This window comes from Thermococcus sp. LS2 (genome assembly GCF_012027375.1).
In the GTDB taxonomy this organism is placed as follows: Archaea; Methanobacteriota_B; Thermococci; order Thermococcales; family Thermococcaceae; genus Thermococcus_B.
In genome coordinates, this window is record NZ_SNUI01000001.1 from 92,716 (window position 1) to 110,905 (window position 18,190).

The 18,190-nt window shown below is 40.0% G+C and carries 17 protein-coding genes and 1 tRNA gene; 15 read left to right on the forward strand and 3 right to left on the reverse strand.

Going from position 1 to position 18,190, the window contains the following annotated elements; translation table 11 throughout:
* The first annotated feature begins 67 nt into the window (after positions 1 to 67).
* From E3E24_RS00535 to gcvT, 4 genes are read left to right on the forward strand one after another with little or no spacing between them, the layout of a single operon-like run.
* Positions 68 to 763: an ABC transporter ATP-binding protein gene (locus tag E3E24_RS00535; RefSeq protein ID WP_167886165.1), complete on the forward strand. Its 696-nt coding sequence runs from the start codon at positions 68 to 70 to the stop codon at positions 761 to 763.
* Positions 760 to 2,592: a COG1361 S-layer family protein gene (locus tag E3E24_RS00540; RefSeq protein ID WP_167886166.1), complete on the forward strand. Its 1,833-nt coding sequence runs from the start codon at positions 760 to 762 to the stop codon at positions 2,590 to 2,592. Before E3E24_RS00535 ends, E3E24_RS00540 begins: the two co-directional genes overlap by 4 nt.
* A complete protein-coding gene (locus E3E24_RS00545; protein ID WP_167886167.1) occupies positions 2,582 to 3,805 on the forward strand; it encodes an ABC transporter permease in 1,224 nt (407 codons plus the stop codon). Before E3E24_RS00540 ends, E3E24_RS00545 begins: the two co-directional genes overlap by 11 nt.
* A gap of 41 nt (positions 3,806 to 3,846) precedes the next feature.
* On the forward strand, positions 3,847 to 5,043 hold the full coding sequence (gene gcvT, locus E3E24_RS00550; protein WP_167886480.1) for a glycine cleavage system aminomethyltransferase GcvT: 1,197 nt from the start codon (positions 3,847 to 3,849) through the stop codon (positions 5,041 to 5,043).
* A 56-nt stretch (positions 5,044 to 5,099) separates the two neighbouring features.
* On the opposite strand, the gene E3E24_RS00555 is transcribed toward gcvT, so the two are convergent.
* A complete protein-coding gene (locus E3E24_RS00555) occupies positions 5,100 to 5,732 on the reverse strand; it encodes a hypothetical protein (RefSeq protein ID WP_167886168.1) in 633 nt (210 codons plus the stop codon).
* Positions 5,733 to 5,874: 142 nt separating this feature from the next.
* Here E3E24_RS00555 and E3E24_RS00560 point away from each other — a divergent pair.
* Positions 5,875 to 5,951: transfer RNA gene (locus E3E24_RS00560), tRNA-His, on the forward strand.
* Between the two features lie 105 nt (positions 5,952 to 6,056).
* Here the strand turns inward: E3E24_RS00560 and E3E24_RS00565 are convergent.
* A complete protein-coding gene (locus tag E3E24_RS00565) occupies positions 6,057 to 6,266 on the reverse strand; it encodes a hypothetical protein (RefSeq protein ID WP_167886169.1) in 210 nt (69 codons plus the stop codon).
* Between the two features lie 388 nt (positions 6,267 to 6,654).
* Entirely contained in the window at positions 6,655 to 7,956 is a 1,302-nt protein-coding gene (locus E3E24_RS00570) for an acetamidase/formamidase family protein (protein ID WP_167915497.1), read from the reverse strand.
* 284 nt (positions 7,957 to 8,240) lie between these two features.
* Here E3E24_RS00570 and E3E24_RS00575 point away from each other — a divergent pair, with 284 nt between their 5' ends.
* The 10 genes from E3E24_RS00575 to E3E24_RS00620 all read left to right on the forward strand — a co-directional run bounded on the left by E3E24_RS00575 (position 8,241) and on the right by E3E24_RS00620 (position 18,184).
* A complete protein-coding gene (locus tag E3E24_RS00575) occupies positions 8,241 to 8,453 on the forward strand; it encodes a DUF3311 domain-containing protein (RefSeq protein ID WP_167915498.1) in 213 nt (70 codons plus the stop codon).
* Positions 8,437 to 9,888, forward strand: coding sequence for a sodium:solute symporter (locus tag E3E24_RS00580; protein WP_370520427.1), 1,452 nt, complete (start codon positions 8,437 to 8,439; stop codon positions 9,886 to 9,888). The genes E3E24_RS00575 and E3E24_RS00580 overlap by 17 nt, the downstream gene beginning before the upstream one ends.
* A 41-nt stretch (positions 9,889 to 9,929) precedes the next feature.
* Positions 9,930 to 11,105, forward strand: a complete 1,176-nt coding sequence (gene cpsA, locus E3E24_RS00585) for a carboxypeptidase CpsA (RefSeq protein WP_167886173.1) — start codon at positions 9,930 to 9,932, stop codon at positions 11,103 to 11,105.
* Positions 11,102 to 11,761: a pyroglutamyl-peptidase I gene (locus E3E24_RS00590; RefSeq protein ID WP_167886174.1), complete on the forward strand. Its 660-nt coding sequence runs from the start codon at positions 11,102 to 11,104 to the stop codon at positions 11,759 to 11,761. The genes cpsA and E3E24_RS00590 overlap by 4 nt, the downstream gene beginning before the upstream one ends.
* Positions 11,762 to 11,775: 14 nt before the next feature.
* A complete protein-coding gene (locus E3E24_RS00595; protein ID WP_167886175.1) occupies positions 11,776 to 12,216 on the forward strand; it encodes an LEA type 2 family protein in 441 nt (146 codons plus the stop codon).
* Positions 12,217 to 12,546: 330 nt separating this feature from the next.
* Positions 12,547 to 14,343: an ABC transporter substrate-binding protein gene (locus E3E24_RS00600; RefSeq protein ID WP_167886176.1), complete on the forward strand. Its 1,797-nt coding sequence runs from the start codon at positions 12,547 to 12,549 to the stop codon at positions 14,341 to 14,343.
* A 52-nt stretch (positions 14,344 to 14,395) separates the two neighbouring features.
* Positions 14,396 to 15,367, forward strand: a complete 972-nt coding sequence (locus tag E3E24_RS00605) for an ABC transporter permease (protein WP_167886177.1) — start codon at positions 14,396 to 14,398, stop codon at positions 15,365 to 15,367.
* A 10-nt stretch (positions 15,368 to 15,377) separates the two neighbouring features.
* Positions 15,378 to 16,229, forward strand: coding sequence for an ABC transporter permease (locus tag E3E24_RS00610; protein ID WP_167886178.1), 852 nt, complete (start codon positions 15,378 to 15,380; stop codon positions 16,227 to 16,229).
* Positions 16,230 to 17,213, forward strand: a complete 984-nt coding sequence (locus tag E3E24_RS00615; RefSeq protein ID WP_167886179.1) for an ABC transporter ATP-binding protein — start codon at positions 16,230 to 16,232, stop codon at positions 17,211 to 17,213.
* Positions 17,210 to 18,184, forward strand: coding sequence for an ABC transporter ATP-binding protein (locus tag E3E24_RS00620; protein WP_167886180.1), 975 nt, complete (start codon positions 17,210 to 17,212; stop codon positions 18,182 to 18,184). Before E3E24_RS00615 ends, E3E24_RS00620 begins: the two co-directional genes overlap by 4 nt.
* The last annotated feature ends 6 nt before the right edge of the window (positions 18,185 to 18,190 follow it).

The following is an 18,190-nucleotide window of genomic DNA, read 5'->3' on the forward strand; positions in this document are numbered from 1 at the left end:
TTGAAGTATTTAGGTGTTGCCTAGCTATCGAAGGGAATATAAACATCTACACGTACTATTCTTTGCAATGGAGCGAAGAGTTGTTTTAGAGACCGTCAATCTTGTCAAGAACTATTACATTGGCAGAAAAATAGTAGTTCCAGCTCTTAGAGGAGTTAGTTTAAAGATTCATGAGGGGGAATTCGTTGCAATAATTGGACCTAGTGGGAGCGGAAAGACGACACTTCTTAATATGCTTGGCCTCTTAGACAGACCCACAAGCGGAAAGATATATATCGATGGAATTGATGTCAGCAATCTCAACGATAACCAGCTTTCCGAAATTAGATTGAGAAAAATTGGCTTTGTTTTCCAATACTACAACCTAATTCCAATTTTAACGGCATTAGAAAACGTTGAGCTACCAATGCTCCTAGCAGGAGTTCCAAAGAAGAAAAGAATCAAAAGAGCAAAGGAACTGCTAAAGTCACTGGGGCTTGAAAAATTCATGCACCACAAACCAAATGAAATGAGTGGAGGACAACAACAAAGAGTTGCAATTGCAAGAGCCCTAGCTAATAATCCAAGTATAGTTTTAGCAGATGAGCCAACTGGAAACCTCGATACCCAGACATCGAAAGAAATAATAGCCTTGATGAAGAAAATAAATCAAGAGAAAGGAACAACGTTTGTAATAGTGACTCATGATATTGAAATCGCAAAAGAGGCAGAGAGAATTCTTCAAATAAGAGATGGTAAGATTAGCAAGGTGGAAAAGTTATGAAAAAGATTGCCATGCTGTTAATATTCATGTTAACTGTGCCAAGCATAATCAAAGCTCAGCATCAAGAAGAGGAGTATTTGCTGACCTTTTCCGGTTATTTGGGAATTGGAGACGTTTTAACTTTTGGAAACTACACCCTCGTGCTGGAAAACATTCTAAACCCTAATGCTCCTGGCGAGAGAGCACTCTTTAGGATTAGAGACAACGTGATGTTCGAGGAAAAGGAATTTGCCTTAGCTAGAGGCGAGGAGTATCAATACAAAGATGTAAAAATTAAGCTCGTTGTTATAACCCTTGAAGACAATCCTAGGGCACTAATCAGAATTTATTCAAAAGCTGTTGATGTGTTTTATGGGGATGCCTATGAGAGGTCAATCTTTAGATACGGACCTATAAAGTTCATAATCCTTGAAATAAAAAATGAAACCTTTTTGGCGAGATATGAGAAGAAAGGAGAAGTTGATTACCGTTATTTTGGAACAGGCTATTACTACTGGAACGAGCTCTCCATCTATGTTGAGAACATCACAAACAAGACAGTAAGGTTAAAGATCAAGGCTCCGAAATACGCTCAGTACGCAATTATCAGAGGAGCAGAAATAGCTATTGAAAAAGTTGATTTTGGAGAAGTTGAGATAGGCTCGCCGTTTAAGCTAACTATAACGTTAAGAAATGTAGGAAACAAAAACGCCCGCTTTATAAGCGTCTATTTGTATTCCAAAGAACAAATAAGGGAAGAGCAAGTTCAAACAATTCTGCCAACAATAACCCTACCTCAATTTGAATCTTCTTTGCCCTTTGCTGCCTACAGGGAAAGTCCAATTAAGTATCTTGAAGTTTTAGCTCCGGGAGATGAGAAGACTATTGTTTTCACATTAATTTCTTCAAAGAACCTCAAAGAAGACGTCTATCCACTCTACATTAAGATTGAATACCAAGACGAAGATGGTGCAAAGAAAAGCAAGGAAGTTCAAGTGGGAATTCCGGTTGAAGACAAGATAAGGCCAAAAGTTATTATCGAGGAGTTTAAGATAATCCCACCTGTTGTCCAACCTGATTCAAACTTTACAGTCAGGATAAGGCTCAAGAATATTGGGAATACCATAGCTAAGCATGTTAAAGTTAAAGTTACGAGTGAAAAGCCAGAAGAGGAAAAGCAGACAACCTATCCATACTTCCCCTCTGGTGAAGGAACGATTCAACAAGAAGTTGATATATTCCCAATAAGCAAACAGAGTCTTCTATACTTTTCTGAAATCAATACAACAGCCGAAGGTGAGTTATACTTCAAGATAAAGCAAGTCCAAAGAGGCATTTATCCCCTCTATGTCACAATTACCTATGAAGATGAAAACGGCGTTGTCTACAAGGAGGAGAGCATGTTTGGAGTTGAAGTGAGTGCTTATCCTCTCCTCGATCTCTATATAGGGAACATCTGGGAGAGCAGTGGAAGGTACAACTTTGAAGTTTATGTCGTTAATGAAGGTAAGGATGTTGCAAGAGGAGTAACCCTTGATGTCACTTCAGAGCAACTTGAGCTATTTCCAATTGGACAGAGATATGTGGGAAGCATTGCTGGATTAGACTACGACAGTGTAAACTTCCAAATTTTAAACAAGACTATTCCAAAGGGAGAATACGTTATTCATGCCAAGGTCTATTATAAAGATGAAAAAGGGCAGGAAAAGACTTTCGAGAAAGATTTAGTTATTAGAATTCCTGAAACCATCACCTATACCAAGGAGAGACACTACGAGTACTATATCGGCGGAGGAATTCTATTGTTACTCATAATAATCCTTCTATGGAGGAGAAAAGGTGTGGAGTGAGCTAGTTAAAATTGCCATTAGAAACTTAACAAGGAGGAAGCTTAGAACACTTTTCACAATGTTAGGGATTATAATAGCCGTTGGCTCAGTCACTGCTTTAGTTTCCATAACTCAAGGTTCCCGAATGGCAATAGAGCAGGAGCTTGAGAGCACAAGCAATGTTCTCATGGTGATGCCTGGAGTAAGCGTTTCCATAATTAGAGCAGCAACGAGTACAATGAGTGAGGATATTGTAAAAAAGATAGAGAAGATTGATCATGTTGAAGCTGTAAATCCCGCTTTGATAAAATTTACAACAATTCAATACGATGGCTGGATTCTGGAGCTCACAATTATGGGCGTTGACCCAAAGAGGGCAGAGAAGTTTTTCGCTCTTCGTGGGCTTCACTTAGAGAGAGGAGTATTTTTGAGGAAAAACGACAGATACAAAGCTATTCTTGGGTATTTGTTAGCTCATGGGAAGTTCGCAACTTTTAATGGAGAGCCTGTTAACTGGGACATCACACCTGGACAGAGAATAATAATCTACGATGACCAAGGAAATACTTATGAGTTTAAGGTTATTGGGAATCTGGAAGAGAGTGGACAGTCTTTCTTAGCGGGTTTCTTGGATATGATGGTAGTTGTTCCGTTAGATACACTTCAAGAAATGTTCCATGAAGAAGGAAAAGTCAGCATAGTGGATGTATGGGTTGATGACGTTGCATTCATTGATGAAGTCAAGAAAGAAATTGAAAAAGAAGTCCCCGGGGTTACAGTCATCACGGCAAGGCAGAGCGTTCAAATGGTTCTTATGATTCAAAAAATGATGCACAATCTTTTGATTGGAATTGGCAGCATTGCTCTCTTTGTAGGAGCTCTTGGAGTTATGAACACGCTTTTAACTTCAGTAATGGAGAGGACAAGAGAGATCGGAACTTATAGAGCAATTGGAGCAAAGAAGAGCTTTATCCTAAAAATGATTTTCATTGAGGGAATAATATTGACAAGCATTGGTGGCATTTTGGGCTTTTTCTTTGGGATTGGAGCTGCAAAGATGGTGGTATTCATATTTAGGCAGAGAGGTCAGTTGTTACCTGATCCAATAATCGACATGAATGTCATTGCAATAGCTTTTGTAATAACAATCCTAATTGGAATACTTTCAAGTCTGTATCCAGCAAAGAAGGCATCAGACTTGAGCCCAGTTGAGGCTTTGAGGTACATTGAATGAAAAGGATTATATTATCATCGAAACAATTCAATTTGGGTGATATCATGAAGAGGGTTCATCTTTTTGACTGGCATAAGGAGCATGCAAAGAAGGTTGAGGAGTTTGCTGGTTGGGAGATGCCAATCTGGTATTCAAGCATAAAGGAGGAGCACTTGGCTGTTAGAAATGGTGTTGGAATTTTTGACGTCTCTCACATGGGCGAGATATTCTTCCGTGGTAAAGATGCCCTGAAGTTTTTGCAGTACGTTACAACAAACGACATAGCAAAGCCTCCAGCGATAAGCGGAACTTACACGCTCGTTTTAAATGAGAGAGGTGCTGTTAAGGATGAGACTTTGGTCTTTAATATGGGCAACGATACATACATGATGGTCTGTGACAGCGATGCCTTTGAAAAGCTCTATGCATGGTTCATGAGCATTAAGAGGGCAATTGAGCAGTACACCGAGCTGGACTTGGAGATAGAGAACAAAACCTACGACATGGCAATGTTCTCAATTCAAGGGCCAAAAGCAAGGGATGTCGCTTTAGAGCTCTTTGGAATTGATATAAACGAGCTCTGGTGGTTCCAAGCTAAAGAGGTTGAGCTTGATGGAATCAAGATGCTCCTCTCAAGGAGCGGTTACACTGGTGAGAACGGATTTGAGGTTTACTTTGAAGATGCTAACCCCTATCACCCAGATCCGGAGAAGAGAGGAAAACCAGAAAAGGCTCTCTATGTTTGGGAGAAAATCCTTGAAGTCGGCAAGAAGTACGGAATAAAGCCAGCTGGCCTTGGAGCAAGAGATACACTTAGATTAGAGGCTGGCTATACTTTATACGGCAACGAGACAAAAGAGCTACAACTTTTAAGCACAGACATTGATGAGGTAACACCTTTGCAAGCTAACCTTGAATTTGCAATCTTCTGGGACAAGGAGTTCATAGGAAAAGAGGCTTTACTCAAGCAGAAAGAGAGAGGACTGCCGAGCAAGATGGTGCACTTCAAGATGATCGACAAGGGAATTCCAAGAGCTAGCTATAAGGTTTACAAAGACGGTGAGCTTATTGGAGAAGTCACGAGTGGTACAATGTCTCCGCTCTTGGGCATAGGAATTGGAATTGCATTCGTCAAACCAGAATATGCCACCCCCGGAGTCGAGATTGAGATAGAGATCAGAGGACAAAAGAAGAAAGCGATAACTGTTAGTCCACCGTTCTATGACCCAAAGAAGTATGGTGCATTTAGAGAGGAGTGAAACAAACTTTAAGAAAGTTTGATCAAAAGTAGTTGACTGCTTTAGGTTTCCCATTTTCATTTTATGCATCTTTTTTTCAACAGCATATCTTTAACCTCATAAAACAGCTCATCCTCGCCAAGTTCATCTTTCAGCTTTTCAAAGTTCTCTTTAAGCCTTGGGAGGCGAGATTTTGCTCTTATGAGCATTGTATTCCCTAAATCAATGGCAAATCTTAAGTATTCGTCATTAACCAAAATTTTGCCGTCTTTTCCTAAAGGCGCTGTTAGATACTCGGTTCCATTTATCTCGATGAGAATTCTACCCTTTACAGCTTTGAATGTTGTATACTTAAATCCAGAGGCTAAGCCAAGTTCATGGAGCTTTTTAGCTATCTCAAAGGTCTCTGCAACTATGTGAAATATCGGTGGTTGGGATTTTAGAAAGATGAAGCCCCTTTGAGCTTTCTTTAGACTCTCTTTTGCCTCTTCAAATGTTATTGGTCTGTGCTCCTTTATGAGCCACCTGCTTAGTGGTTTGGCCCCCAAGTTTGGCTCCTCTATGATTCCAATTCTGCCGGAGCATGAGCTTGTAGTGTAAACACCTTTGATTGAGTTGATGAGCATGAGAAGGTCGATGATGTCTTCATCAACTTTCTTCTCGTTTATTGCCGTGAACAAACTTCGGAGGGCTTCTCTCTTGGCTTTCATTCCAATTTCACCCCTCACAGCTCAGCTGATTTAAAACTCCATAAATTCTGGACTAAACTGGATTAAATGCTCTGAGATTTGTTCTTTGATGTATTTTGGCGAAAACTTTATAAAGATATCCCAAAAAGCTAAGTTGGGAATGGCCGGGGTGGTGTAGCCTGGTTAGCACAGGGGACTGTGGATCCCCTAGCCCGGGTTCAAATCCCGGCCCCGGCCCCAGAAATTGAGCTTTTCTAAAATACAAACTTTCCAAAGCTTCTCCTAACAATTGAGATACATTGACATCACTACAAAGCCAAAAATGGATACTTGGGGCAACTAATATCAATGCCCCACAGTTCTAACCAATGTATAAATTCCCGCCTCTTCTTTGATGAGGCCTCTTTCTTTGGCAATCTCCAGTAAGGACTTCAAGTCAAGAAATTGGATCCCATACTTGCTGCAGTTGTTCACCAAAACAGGCCAAGAAGCACTACCACCAAAGTCCCTAATCATTTTCAACAGCACTCTCAACTCAGAAGCTTCTCTACTCATAGTCTCACCTCCCCATAAGTCTGATTTAAAGAAAAGACAAGATAAAGTTGTCAAAACTTGTATTTATCACTTACGACATTCCAAAATATGTCAAGTATCAGATATGAAATAACTTCAGATAGCCAAAAATCCATCACTACATCACACCCAATAATCCGCCACCATAGAACAACCACAGCAAAAGTGCAACACTTGTCGGCACTGTGAACTCATCCCAAGCTGAACGTTATAGTTACAACGAGAAGCGCTGAGAAGACAAGCCAAGCCTTAAGCAAAACAGAGTAGTAGGATAAAAAATATCCTCATATTGCCTAAGACTATATAAGGAATCCCTGCCTTCAAAGCAGAGAAAGACTAGCTCATCTAAGTTAAAAAGAAAAAGTGTCAGTCAGAATGGTAAGTCATAGTGCTTAACAACGAGTTCATCAATGCCGAGTTTCTCTAGTATTCGTAGTGGCACCTGCATAGAAACTTGAACTATCCCTGGTAATCTTCCAATTTCAACTGCCCCACTTATGGTGACTCTGTTCCTAACTTCTTCAACGCTCATACCAAAGAGCTTTGCAGCCCTCTTAAAGCCATTCATTGCAGCATCGTTTATATTTGGGCCCGATCCAATTATCTGTACTGGAGCAACTGGTTCAACTTCAATGCCAAACCTCTTTGCGAGCTTTTGAACATTATCCCATTCGTCCTTTCTCCATGGCCTAGCTAGCGGTGGCAGGTCTTCTTCCGGTGGAAAGAGTATTGGACCGTCAAGGTTCATGTTCTTTATAACTGATATCTCTATAACGCTCTCTGCAGTTACGTCGGTTGTATGTCCAGCGACTTCTCCATCCCCTTGCATTGCGTGAGCATCTCCAGCGTAAACTCCTCCTCCGTCAACTTTCACTGGAGCTATTACTATGGCACCTTCTCTAACTGAATCAACATCTAGGTGTCCATCAGTCAATTTGGTCTCATAGTCTTCTTTTGTAATTGCATATGGATGGGGTGCATCTATTAAGAAATATCCAAAGTCACCAGCATTATGAGAATCTGGAATATCCATTGCGGGTACTGTTCCTAATTGGCCTAAAAATGGGCGAATTCTTGAAGGTACTCCAACAATATCTGCTTTTGCAAAGATGAGAATTGGAACTTGTTTTGAATTTTTAGGCAGAGCATGCCATTCCCAAGCATTTTTAGCTATTTCCTCGGCAGTCTTTTTGTCAACAGTAACCCCAATTCCTAATCCATGATCGAAGACCATTGTATAGCCGTTCACCATTTTGAATGGTGATGCAGGAGAGCCACAGTGCTTACATCTTATGGCATCTTCCCCAATTCCCTCAACTTCAAATTCTGGCCAAGGCTCGTTACAAGAGGGACATTTCTTTGCAACGTATGGATCTCCCACAAAGCTCCCTTCTCTCGTCGTGTCAACACCAGAAGAGGCTGCCTTTGACAAAACCTTTATGCTTTTTATTTTTATAACAATGCCATCCCCAACCTTTGCACCTTCTACTGCAACTGGGACGTTAACCTCATGCCCTCCTTTAATGGTTGGCGTTATCATTGGTCCCCAGCATCCTGGGGCAGTAATAAAGATTATTTTTCCTCCATCAGCTACTGGCCCAAGCATTTTGGAATGCGGCCCAATAATGCCGTTTGTTTGTAGGTCATTAAAAACCTCATCTTCAACAACCATAAAATCACCAAGTATTTTTATTGCCTACAAAATATAAAAGAGTTTAGACTGATGTTTGCAACAATACAACTCTACATCTGACTTATTTTTTAATGAACCTTTAATCTAATATTCTTAGAGCTTTACTAATAACAAAAGTTAATTCACGTTTCTATATTACATCAATTACTACTATCCAAAAAATAGTTAATCTTAACATTCATGTCTTGAAAATTTTGAACAAAAAAGTATAAATCAGTACATTAGTATACACTTTACTGCATAACATATGTGGAGGTGCCACAATGGAAAAAGTCCAAGCTCAAAAATACGCCCTACTTTTGGGGCTTTTGCCATGGATAGCATATGTAGTGATTTCACCGTTCCTCAACAAGCCAAAACCCTTGCTACTAGGTATGCCACCATTGATGTTTTGGAATACACTTTGGCTAATCTTGACAACACTCTCCCTTTATGGAGCCTACAAGCTCGAGTTAGGAGGTGGCCTCCTTGAGTAGCGCAACAGTTCCTGTTGCAATAATACTCTCTTGGGTATTCCTAAGCCTAGTGGTTGGCGTTTTAGCAGGAATAAAGAGAAAATTCAGCTTAGAAGGATATTTAGTTTCAGGAAGAAGCTTAGGCTTAATATTCCTTTATGTCCTAATGGCGGGAGAAATTTACAGTGCATATGCATTCTTAGGAACCGGAGGCTGGGCATATTCCTACGGAATGCCAATAATGTACGCAATAGGTTATGGAGCTCTAGCATATGCCTTCGGTTATTTCTACGCAAAATATGTTTGGAAGGCTGGTAAAGCCTTTGGATGTGTCACGCAAGCCGATTACTTCCAAGCAAGGTATGACAGCAAATTACTGGCAATTCTAGTAGCATTGATTGGAATAATTTTTAACGTTCCCTACCTCCAATTGCAACTTCAAGGTTTGGGATACATAATACACGTAGGTTCATTAAATACGATCTCAATAAAGACCGGAATTATTGTTGGAATGGTAATAATGTTAATTTACGTTTATACCAGTGGTCTTAGGGGTATAGCTTGGACGAATTTCCTCCAGGCATTGTTAATGTTTATAGTGGCATGGGCTGTATTATTTGCAATTCCATTTAAGCAATTTGGAGGAATTGGAAATCTCTTTAATACTTTAGCTCAAACAAAACCCGATCATTTAGTACTACATCCCCCATTAGGCACTGCATGGTATGTTTCAACTCTAATTTTAAGCGGTCTAGGATTCTTCATGTATCCCCAAATGTATCCTTCAATATACAGCGCAAAAGACTTGAAAACGCTCAAAAAGAACTATGTGTTACTACCATTATATTCAATCTTCATGATCCCTGTTATATTAGCAGGATTTACAGTTGCTGCACTGGGATTGACGTTAGCTACCCCTGATGAAGCTGTTTTAAAAGCAGTGGAAATTTCATATCCTTCCTGGGTTTTAGGAATTGTTGGAGCTGCTGGTTTTGCAGCCGCAGCATCAACGGCAAGTGCGATTATACTAACACTTGCAGGATTATTATCCAAGAATCTGTATACGATAATCAAGCCAGAAGCATCAGATAAGGAATTGGTACTAGTTAGTAGAGTGTCAGTTATACTCTTTGGACTTGCTGCAATGCTCTTGGCTCTCTATGCCCCAGGAAGATTAGTTGCTCTATTGCTACTAGCTTATTCAGGTATAACTCAAATGTTCCCAGGGGCTGTCCTTGGACTCTTCTGGAAGAGAATGAATAAATATGCAGCCGGAGCAGGAATGATTGCAGGATTACTGACTATAACGTATCTTAAATTCATTGTAAAGAGCAATCCATTGGGAATTCACTTTGGACTATGGGGTCTGCTTGTAAACTTCATTGTGACAGTAATAGTAGCATATGCAACGAAACCTGATGAAAACTTTGAAAAATTTAAGGTCGCATTTGCTTAATGCCCTTTTATTCCTTTTTTATTCGATATGGGGTGATAAGTATGAAAGTAGAAGAGTTTGTAATTAAAAAAGCTAAGGAGTTAGAATCATATATTGTAGAAATGAGAAGGGACTTTCACATGTACCCAGAACTTAAGTACGAGGAGGAAAGAACTTCATCCATCGTTTCCAAAGAGCTAGAGGAACTTGGTTATGAGGTTATGAGAACGGCGAAAACTGGCGTTATAGGAATTTTGAGAGGTAAAGAAGAGGGCAAAACCGTAGCTTTGAGGGCTGATATGGATGCTTTGCCTGTTCAAGAGGAGAATGATGTCCCCTATAAATCAAGAGTTCCAGGCAAAATGCATGCTTGTGGTCACGACGCTCACACAGCAATGCTCTTAGGTGCAGCAAAGATATTGGCTGAAATAAAGGACAAATTAAATGGTACAGTAAAACTAATCTTCCAACCAGGGGAAGAAGGGGGATTGGGAGCTAAAAAAATTGTTGAAGAAGGACACTTAGATGATGTAGAGGCTATTTTTGGTATTCACGTATGGGCTGAGTTACCTTCAGGAACAATCGGAATTAGAGAAGGTCCTCTACTGGCATCTGCAGATGCGTTTAAAGCTACAATAAGAGGAAAAGGCGGTCATGGTGCAGTACCACATATGTCAATTGATCCAATCGTTGTAGCAATTGATATTGCAAATGCTTATCAAAAAATCATCTCGAGAGAGATAAACCCACTAGATCCTGCAGTTATAAGCGTTACAAAAATTGTAGCAGGAACAACTTTTAATGTCATTCCAGAGACTGCAGAACTTTGGGGAACTATACGAGCATTTAATGAAGAGGTTAGAGATTTTATAATTGAAAGAATGAGGCAGATAACCGAAGGTTATGCAAAATCAATGAGATGTGAGGGAGAGTTTGAACTCACAATGGAGTACATCCCACCAACAATAAATGATAAAGGCTTGGCAGATTTTGCGAGGAGAGCATTGAAACCTCTCGGGGAAATAGTTGAGCCAAGACCTACTTTGGGAGCTGAAGACTTTGCCTTCTACACTCAAAAGACCCCAGGATTATTTGTTCTCCTAGGAATTAGAAATGAGGAGAAAGGAATAATTTATCCTCACCATCATCCGAAGTTTAACGTTGATGAGAGCGTCCTTTGGAAAGGTTCTGCAATTTATGCCCTGTTAGCTTACGAATACTTGGAGGGGGCGAGATGAAAGTCTTAATCACGGGTTTTGAACCGTTTGGTGGAGATGATAAAAATCCAACAGAAATGATAGCTAAAACCCTTAACGGAAGGACTATAGATGGAGCACAAATAATTGGGAAAGTTTTACCGGTCTCTGTTAAGCGTGCTGGACCAAAATTAGAGCAAATCCTTAATGAGCTAAAACCAGATGTCGTGATAAATTTGGGGCTGGCACCAACTTACAGCAACATAGCCGTCGAACGAGTTGCCTTAAACATTTTGGACGCTAGAATTCCAGACAATGATGGATATCAGCCAATTGATGAGCCTATAGAAAAAGATGCCCCAATAGCATACTTTGCCACGCTCCCAGTTAGAGCGATAGTAAAGGAGCTTAAAGATAACGGTGTTCCAGCAGTGATTTCTTACAGTGCTGGAACTTATTTGTGCAATTACGTTATGTTCAAAACGCTCCACTATTCAAAGCTTCATGGTTATCCTAAAAAAGCAGGTTTCATTCACGTCCCATACACTCCGGATCAAGTTGTTAATAAATTCTTCCTCCTTGGCAAAAACACACCAAGTATGTGCCTGGATTTGGAAATCAAGGCAATTGAAATAGCGATCAAGACAACGCTTAAATTTATGAAAGAGGGGAAAGAAGACATCAAAGAGCCAATTTAGTTGAGGTCAAGAAGATGCGAGTGCTTGGCCTCGTTGTCCTTTTAATTTCTTCTCTAATACTAGGTTTCATCATGCTAGAAGACTCAAGTTTTGTTCCTCCAGAGGTGAAGGTAACTGATTTAAAAGTATCAGTTGAAGGGCTTGCAAGCTCTTCACTCAACATAACCCTAAGTATATACAATCCAAACAAAGTTACAATAACAGTTATGAAAATTGACTACAACATTTACGGGAGTGACAATGTTGCAGTGGAAAACGGTAGGGTTATTAAACAAATAACGATACCACCGAACGCCGCAAAATATGTTTCAATTCAGATCAAAATGAAGTATGGAACGCTAAAAGCTGTTTGGGGAGCTATGGAAATGGACAAAATTGAGTGGAGAATTATAGGAAAACTCTACATGAAAGTTAACGGTAAAGATGTCGTGATGTCTTTTGAGGACAAAATTTAACACATAGGTAAAGAAATACAAGAATCAAAATTTAACGTTTTTCAAATAAATTTCCTCTTTTTGCGTATTTCGTTGCATATAGTCTTTGATAACTTATGATAACTATATGTAAGCATATATTTAGTCAACTAACCTTTCTCCGGTCCTTTAGAATAGGCTTGATCGGTTGTCAAGTTTTAAACTTAACAAAGTTATTCTACTTTGTATGTTAAAATTTAACATATAACAGGATCAAAATTTCACAAATGTTTATGTTAAATCTTGCTCCATAATGCTTAAATATATACATTAATGCACGTTATTTTGACAACCCGATGGAGGCCACTCCGGATGGAAAGGAAAATAGTGAAAATAGTGGTAGCAATAAGTATTTTTATTCTTTTGTTTAGTCAGCTAGGGAGCGCTGAAAGTTCAAAAGCTCCAGTATTTCCAGGAGTTGAAAAGATTGGAGGCACACTAGTAGTTCTCTACTGGGGTGACCCAAAGAGCTTTAATCCTGATGCTCAAGTAGACGATGCGGGGTATGGTATAGCTAATCAAATTTTCAGTAAGCTTGTAACACTAGATAGGGATTACAACGTCATTCCCGATCTTGCTTATAAATGGGAGGTCAGCGATGATGGAAAAGTTTACACTTTCTATCTTAACCCCAATGCAACATGGCATGATGGTGTCCCTGTAACAGCTGAAGATGTAAAATGGACTTTTGAGGCAATAAAGAAGTATAAGGGCATAGCTTATGGCATAATTCACGCTGATAACATAGAGAAAATTGAAGTTGTTGACAATCACACAGTGCGCTTTTACTTGAAAGAACCATTCGCACCATTTTTGTCATTCATAGCATGGTACGGGACATTTATACTACCCAAACATATTTATGAGAAGTACGATGATTGGCTTGACCCAAGCAACCCCTACCTGAACAAGCCAATTGGAAGTGGACCATTTAAGTTTGTCGAGTGGGTAAAGGGTGATCACATAACATTAGTTGCAAATGAGAACTATTTCAAAGGGAGACCCGGAATTGACAAGATTATCTATAAAATAATACCCGACTCATCTGCTGCATTGCAGGCATTCTTAGCTGGAGAAGGCGATGTATTAGGACAAAGACCACCACTAACTGAGATTCCAAGACTCAAGTCAACACCGGGAGTATCTGTATCCATAAGACCAGTCCCAAGCAGATGGTACTTAGGTTTCAACTTAAAGCGCCCATATCTACAAGATGTCAGGGTTAGACAGGCTATAGCATATGCAATAAACAAAGAGGAGATAGTTGAAAAGGCTGAGAATGGTCTCGGATATCCTGCAGAAGGAACATATGTTCCTGCAATTAAGTGGGCATTCAATCCAAATGCAAAGCTACCAGAGTACAATCCTGAAAAAGCAAAGCAGCTGTTAGATGAGGCAGGATTCAAAGACATTAATGGAGATGGATTTAGAGAAACTCCCGACGGAAAGCCATTAGAGCTTAGATTGCTTTACTTTACGGGAAGCGACACCAATGCTATATGTACTCTTATCAAAGAGCAACTTCAGAAAGTTGGTCTGAAGGTTAAGCTCGAAAGCTATGAAATAGCAACATGGGAGCAGAAAGTCGTAAAGGATAGGGACTTTGATCTAGCTCTCGTGGACGGATTCCAAGGTCCAGATCCAGCAAACATGGAAATAAGGTTCAAATCTACAGCATACATAAACTTCGCTGGTTACAACAACACTGAATTCGATAAGATTCTTGAGGAAGCTGCAAAGACAACAGACAAAGAAAAGCGTAAAGAACTCTACTGGAAGGCTCAGGAAATCCTTGCAAAAGATCTTCCATATCTGCCACTCGTTGATCTTGTTGCAATTTCAGTTTGGAGAAACGAGTTCCATGGAATGCCTTGGGAAGACGAAGCTGTTGGCAAAGTTGGAGCTGGAGTCTATGCAATGGTCTGGTGGGAAAAAGGAAAGCCAATCGCAGAGACCACATCTCCAACAGCCACCTCAGAAACCTCCAAGGCATCAACAGCTACCCAGGAAACACAGACAACCACAGAAGAGAAGAAGACTTGTGGTCCAGCAACTTTGGTGGGTCTAGCCTTGATACCCGTACTCTTTAGGCGGAAACGCAAATTATGAAACTTCTTCTTAGTTTTTTCTTTTTCGGCTTTACTCTTGGGGAGGTGAAAATATGGGTTCAATGAAGGCATACATTTTAAGAAGAAGTGCCCAATTGATTCTTGTAATATTCTTTGTTCTGTTCCTAAACTTCGTAATAATTAATGCTGCTCCAGGAAACCCTGCTCAACTCATGGCAGGAGAGTACAGCACAGAAGAGTACATCAAAGCAATAGAGGCTCGTTGGGGACTTGATAAGCCTATACATGTGCGGTTTTTTATATATATGAACAACCTTTTACATGGCGATCTGGGATATTCCTATAGATATTTAGAACCAGTTTCAAAACTTATAATGGAAAGGCTTGGAAAAACACTGTTACTCACAGTTCCGAGTATAATAATTGCCTTTTTAATCGGTATATGGTTGGCAAGGATAGCGGCAAGAAAGCCCGGAGGCAAAATTGACGTGGCGTTTTCAATCCTTACCCTAGTATTCTATTCAATGCCCTCCTTCTGGCTTGGCTTGCTTTTAATCCTAATATTTGGAGTTAAATTGGGAGTCCTTCCAATAGCCGGAATGACAAATATTAGAGCGGTTTATTCCAGCTATTGGGATAAAATACTCGACATTTTAAAACACATGATACTTCCAGTAACAACACTCATGCTAATCCAAATCCCAGCCTACTTCAGAATCACAAGAGGGGCAATAATAGAACAGTCAACAGAAGACTACGTAAAGACTTTCGATGCAGTAGGCTTTTCAAAGAAGTACATTTTCAACAAATATATATTTAGAAACGCCATTTTACCCCCAGTAACAATATTAGGCCTGAGATTAGGTTATGCTTTCTCAGGAGCCGCGTTAGTTGAAATCGTTTTTGGATGGCCTGGAATGGGAAGATTGTTACTTGATGCAGCATTTGCAAGAGACTATCCTCTAATAATGGGCATCTACTTAGTGATCGCAATAAGCGTTGCAGTTGCAATATTCATAACGGATTTACTATATGCAGTGTTAGATCCTAGAATAAGATATTGAGGTGGTAAAAATGGCCAATAGAATTGTTGGAGCTATTTCTGAGATCAAATACACAAAAACAGGTTTGATAGGCCTGATCCTACTTACGGTACTTGTAACTATAGCGTTAATAGCTCCCCTTCTACCCATACCTGATCCCCATTCTACCGAGTTCCAACCATTCCTGCCACCTTCAAAAGCTCACCCAATGGGAACTGATAATCTAGGAAGAGACATCTTTAGCAGAGTCCTATGGGGAACAAGAACGTCTCTAGCAGTGGGTTTAGTCGCAGCCGGACTCTCTGCCATTATAGGAGTTCTCGTTGGAGGAATTGCCGGATACTATGGAGGAACAATTGATGATGTGCTGAGCAGAATAACTGAGATATTCCTAGTAATCCCAGGATTTTTCTTAGCGCTTTTAGTTGTCTCAATCTTCGGGAGCAGTCTAATCAACATAATGGTAGTCCTTGGATTGTTAACTTGGCCCTCAAATGCAAGACTAATGAGAGCTCAAGCTTTGTCATTAAAGGAAAGAGAATTCATCCAGGCACTCAAAGTGTCAGGTGTTAGTGACTTGAAGATAGTTCTAAGGCACATAATTCCAAATGGAATTCAGCCAATAATAGCGAATACATTTCTCCAAATGGCAGGAGCAATAATTACAGAAGCAGGATTAAGCTTCATTGGGCTTGGGGATCCTAATGTGGTAAGCTGGGGCAAAATGATATATGAAGGACAGATTTACATAACAAGTTATTGGTGGGTTCCAATATTTCCAGGAATATTTCTCGTCCTAACCGTGCTGGCATTGAACTTGCTTGGAGATGGTCTTCTAACACTACTTAATCCAAAACTTAGAAGGGCAATTGGGGTGAGTTAAATGAGCAACATACTGAGTGTTAAAAACCTAACCGTCAAGTATAGAACAAGATACGGAACGGTGCACGCTCTCTCTGATGTTTCCTTTGATATAAAAAAAGGTTCAATCGTTGGTATAATCGGAGAATCCGGAAGTGGGAAATCAACACTAGGACATACTATACTCAGAACACTCCCAGAAAATGCAGAAATAAAAAGTGGTGAGATAATTTTTAATGAAGAAAATATTTTGGCAATAGATGAAGAAAAGTTCAGAAGAGACTTCAGATGGAAGAGAATCTCGATGATATTCCAAAATTCCATGAACGCATTCAGCCCAGTTCACAGAATCCAAGACCAGCTGTTAGATGTTGCAAGAAAGTGTTTCCCAAACAAAACAAGAGAAGATCTTCTCGATATAATAAAAGAAAAGCTGAAGATAGCAAATATTGATGAGAGTGTTCTTAAGAAATATCCTCATGAACTAAGTGGAGGTCAGAGGCAAAGAGTTGCTATAGGAATGGCACTTTTAGCAGATCCCGAAGTTGTGATTGCAGACGAGCCAACAACCGGACTAGATGTCGTCACTCAGTATCAGATTTTAAACAGATTAAAGCAAATCCAAGAAGATTTGGGAATAACCCTACTTTTAATAACCCACGATGTTTCTGTAGTCGCTGCACTTAGCACAGATGTATTGGTGCTTTATGCAGGGAAAGTTCTGGAATATGGAAAGACAAAGAGGGTCTTCAAGCACTCTAATCATCCATATACATACCTACTCTTAAAGTCATATCCAGACATAGGAAAAGAGAAGCTCTATGAAATACCAGGATCTCCCCCAGATTTGCGTAATCCTCCTTCTGGCTGTGTATTCCACCCGAGATGTCCCTATGCAACAGACATCTGTAGAGAAGAGGATCCAAAGATTAGAGAAGTTGAGGAAGGACACCTTTCTGCATGTCACTATGCAGAGTCTTTTGTTAAGGAGGTGGAAACTCAATGAGTGCTAATGATGTATTGATCGAAGCAAAAGGACTCACAAAGCTGTTTCCAATAACCAGCTCAATTTTAGGGAAGAAAGTCTCTATTAGAGCTGTAGATGATGTCAACCTTACAATAAAGAAAAATGAGATTTTAGGACTTGTTGGGGAATCCGGTTGTGGAAAATCAACTTTAGGAAAACTGTTGGTCAGACTTTTAGAACCAACATCAGGAGTTGTACTCTTTAAAGGAAATAACATCTACAAGCTTAAGGGAAGTGCTCTGAAGCAGTATAGGAAGAATGTTCAAATGGTTTTTCAGAACCCGTACACCTCTTTTGATCCAAGATTGACGTTGTTTGACAACATTGCGGAGCCAATGTATACTCATAAGCTTGCACTAAACAAGAAAGAAGCCCTTACTTTAGCAATGGGCTACTTTGAAGATGTTGGTCTAACACCCCCCGAAGACTTTTTGATGAGATATCCCCATGAACTGAGCGGAGGACAGCTCCAGAGGGCTTCAATAGCCAGGGCAATTGCACTAGAGCCTGAGTTTATAATAGCAGATGAACCAACCTCAATGCTCGATGCTTCTCTTCGCTCCGGAATACTCAATTTGATAAAGAAGCTCAAAGATGAGCTTAAGACAAGTTGGCTTTTCATAACTCACGATTTGCCTTCTGCATACTATATAGCCGACAGAATAGCAGTCATGTATCTCGGCAAGATTGTCGAGATTGGAAAGAGCAAAGAGGTACTCAAAAATCCCCTCCATCCTTACACAAAGGCATTGCTTGATGCAAATCTCCCTCTTGATCCAGATGCACCTTTGAGAGAACCCAAGGTTAAAGGAGAACCAAGACCCGTTATAGAAACAGGTTATTGTAGATTTGCTCCAAGATGCCCATATGCATTTGAAAGATGCAAAAAAGAGGAACCCCCGCTTGTAGAAGTTAAAAAAGACCACTATGTTGCATGCTGGCTCTATTAGGAGGTG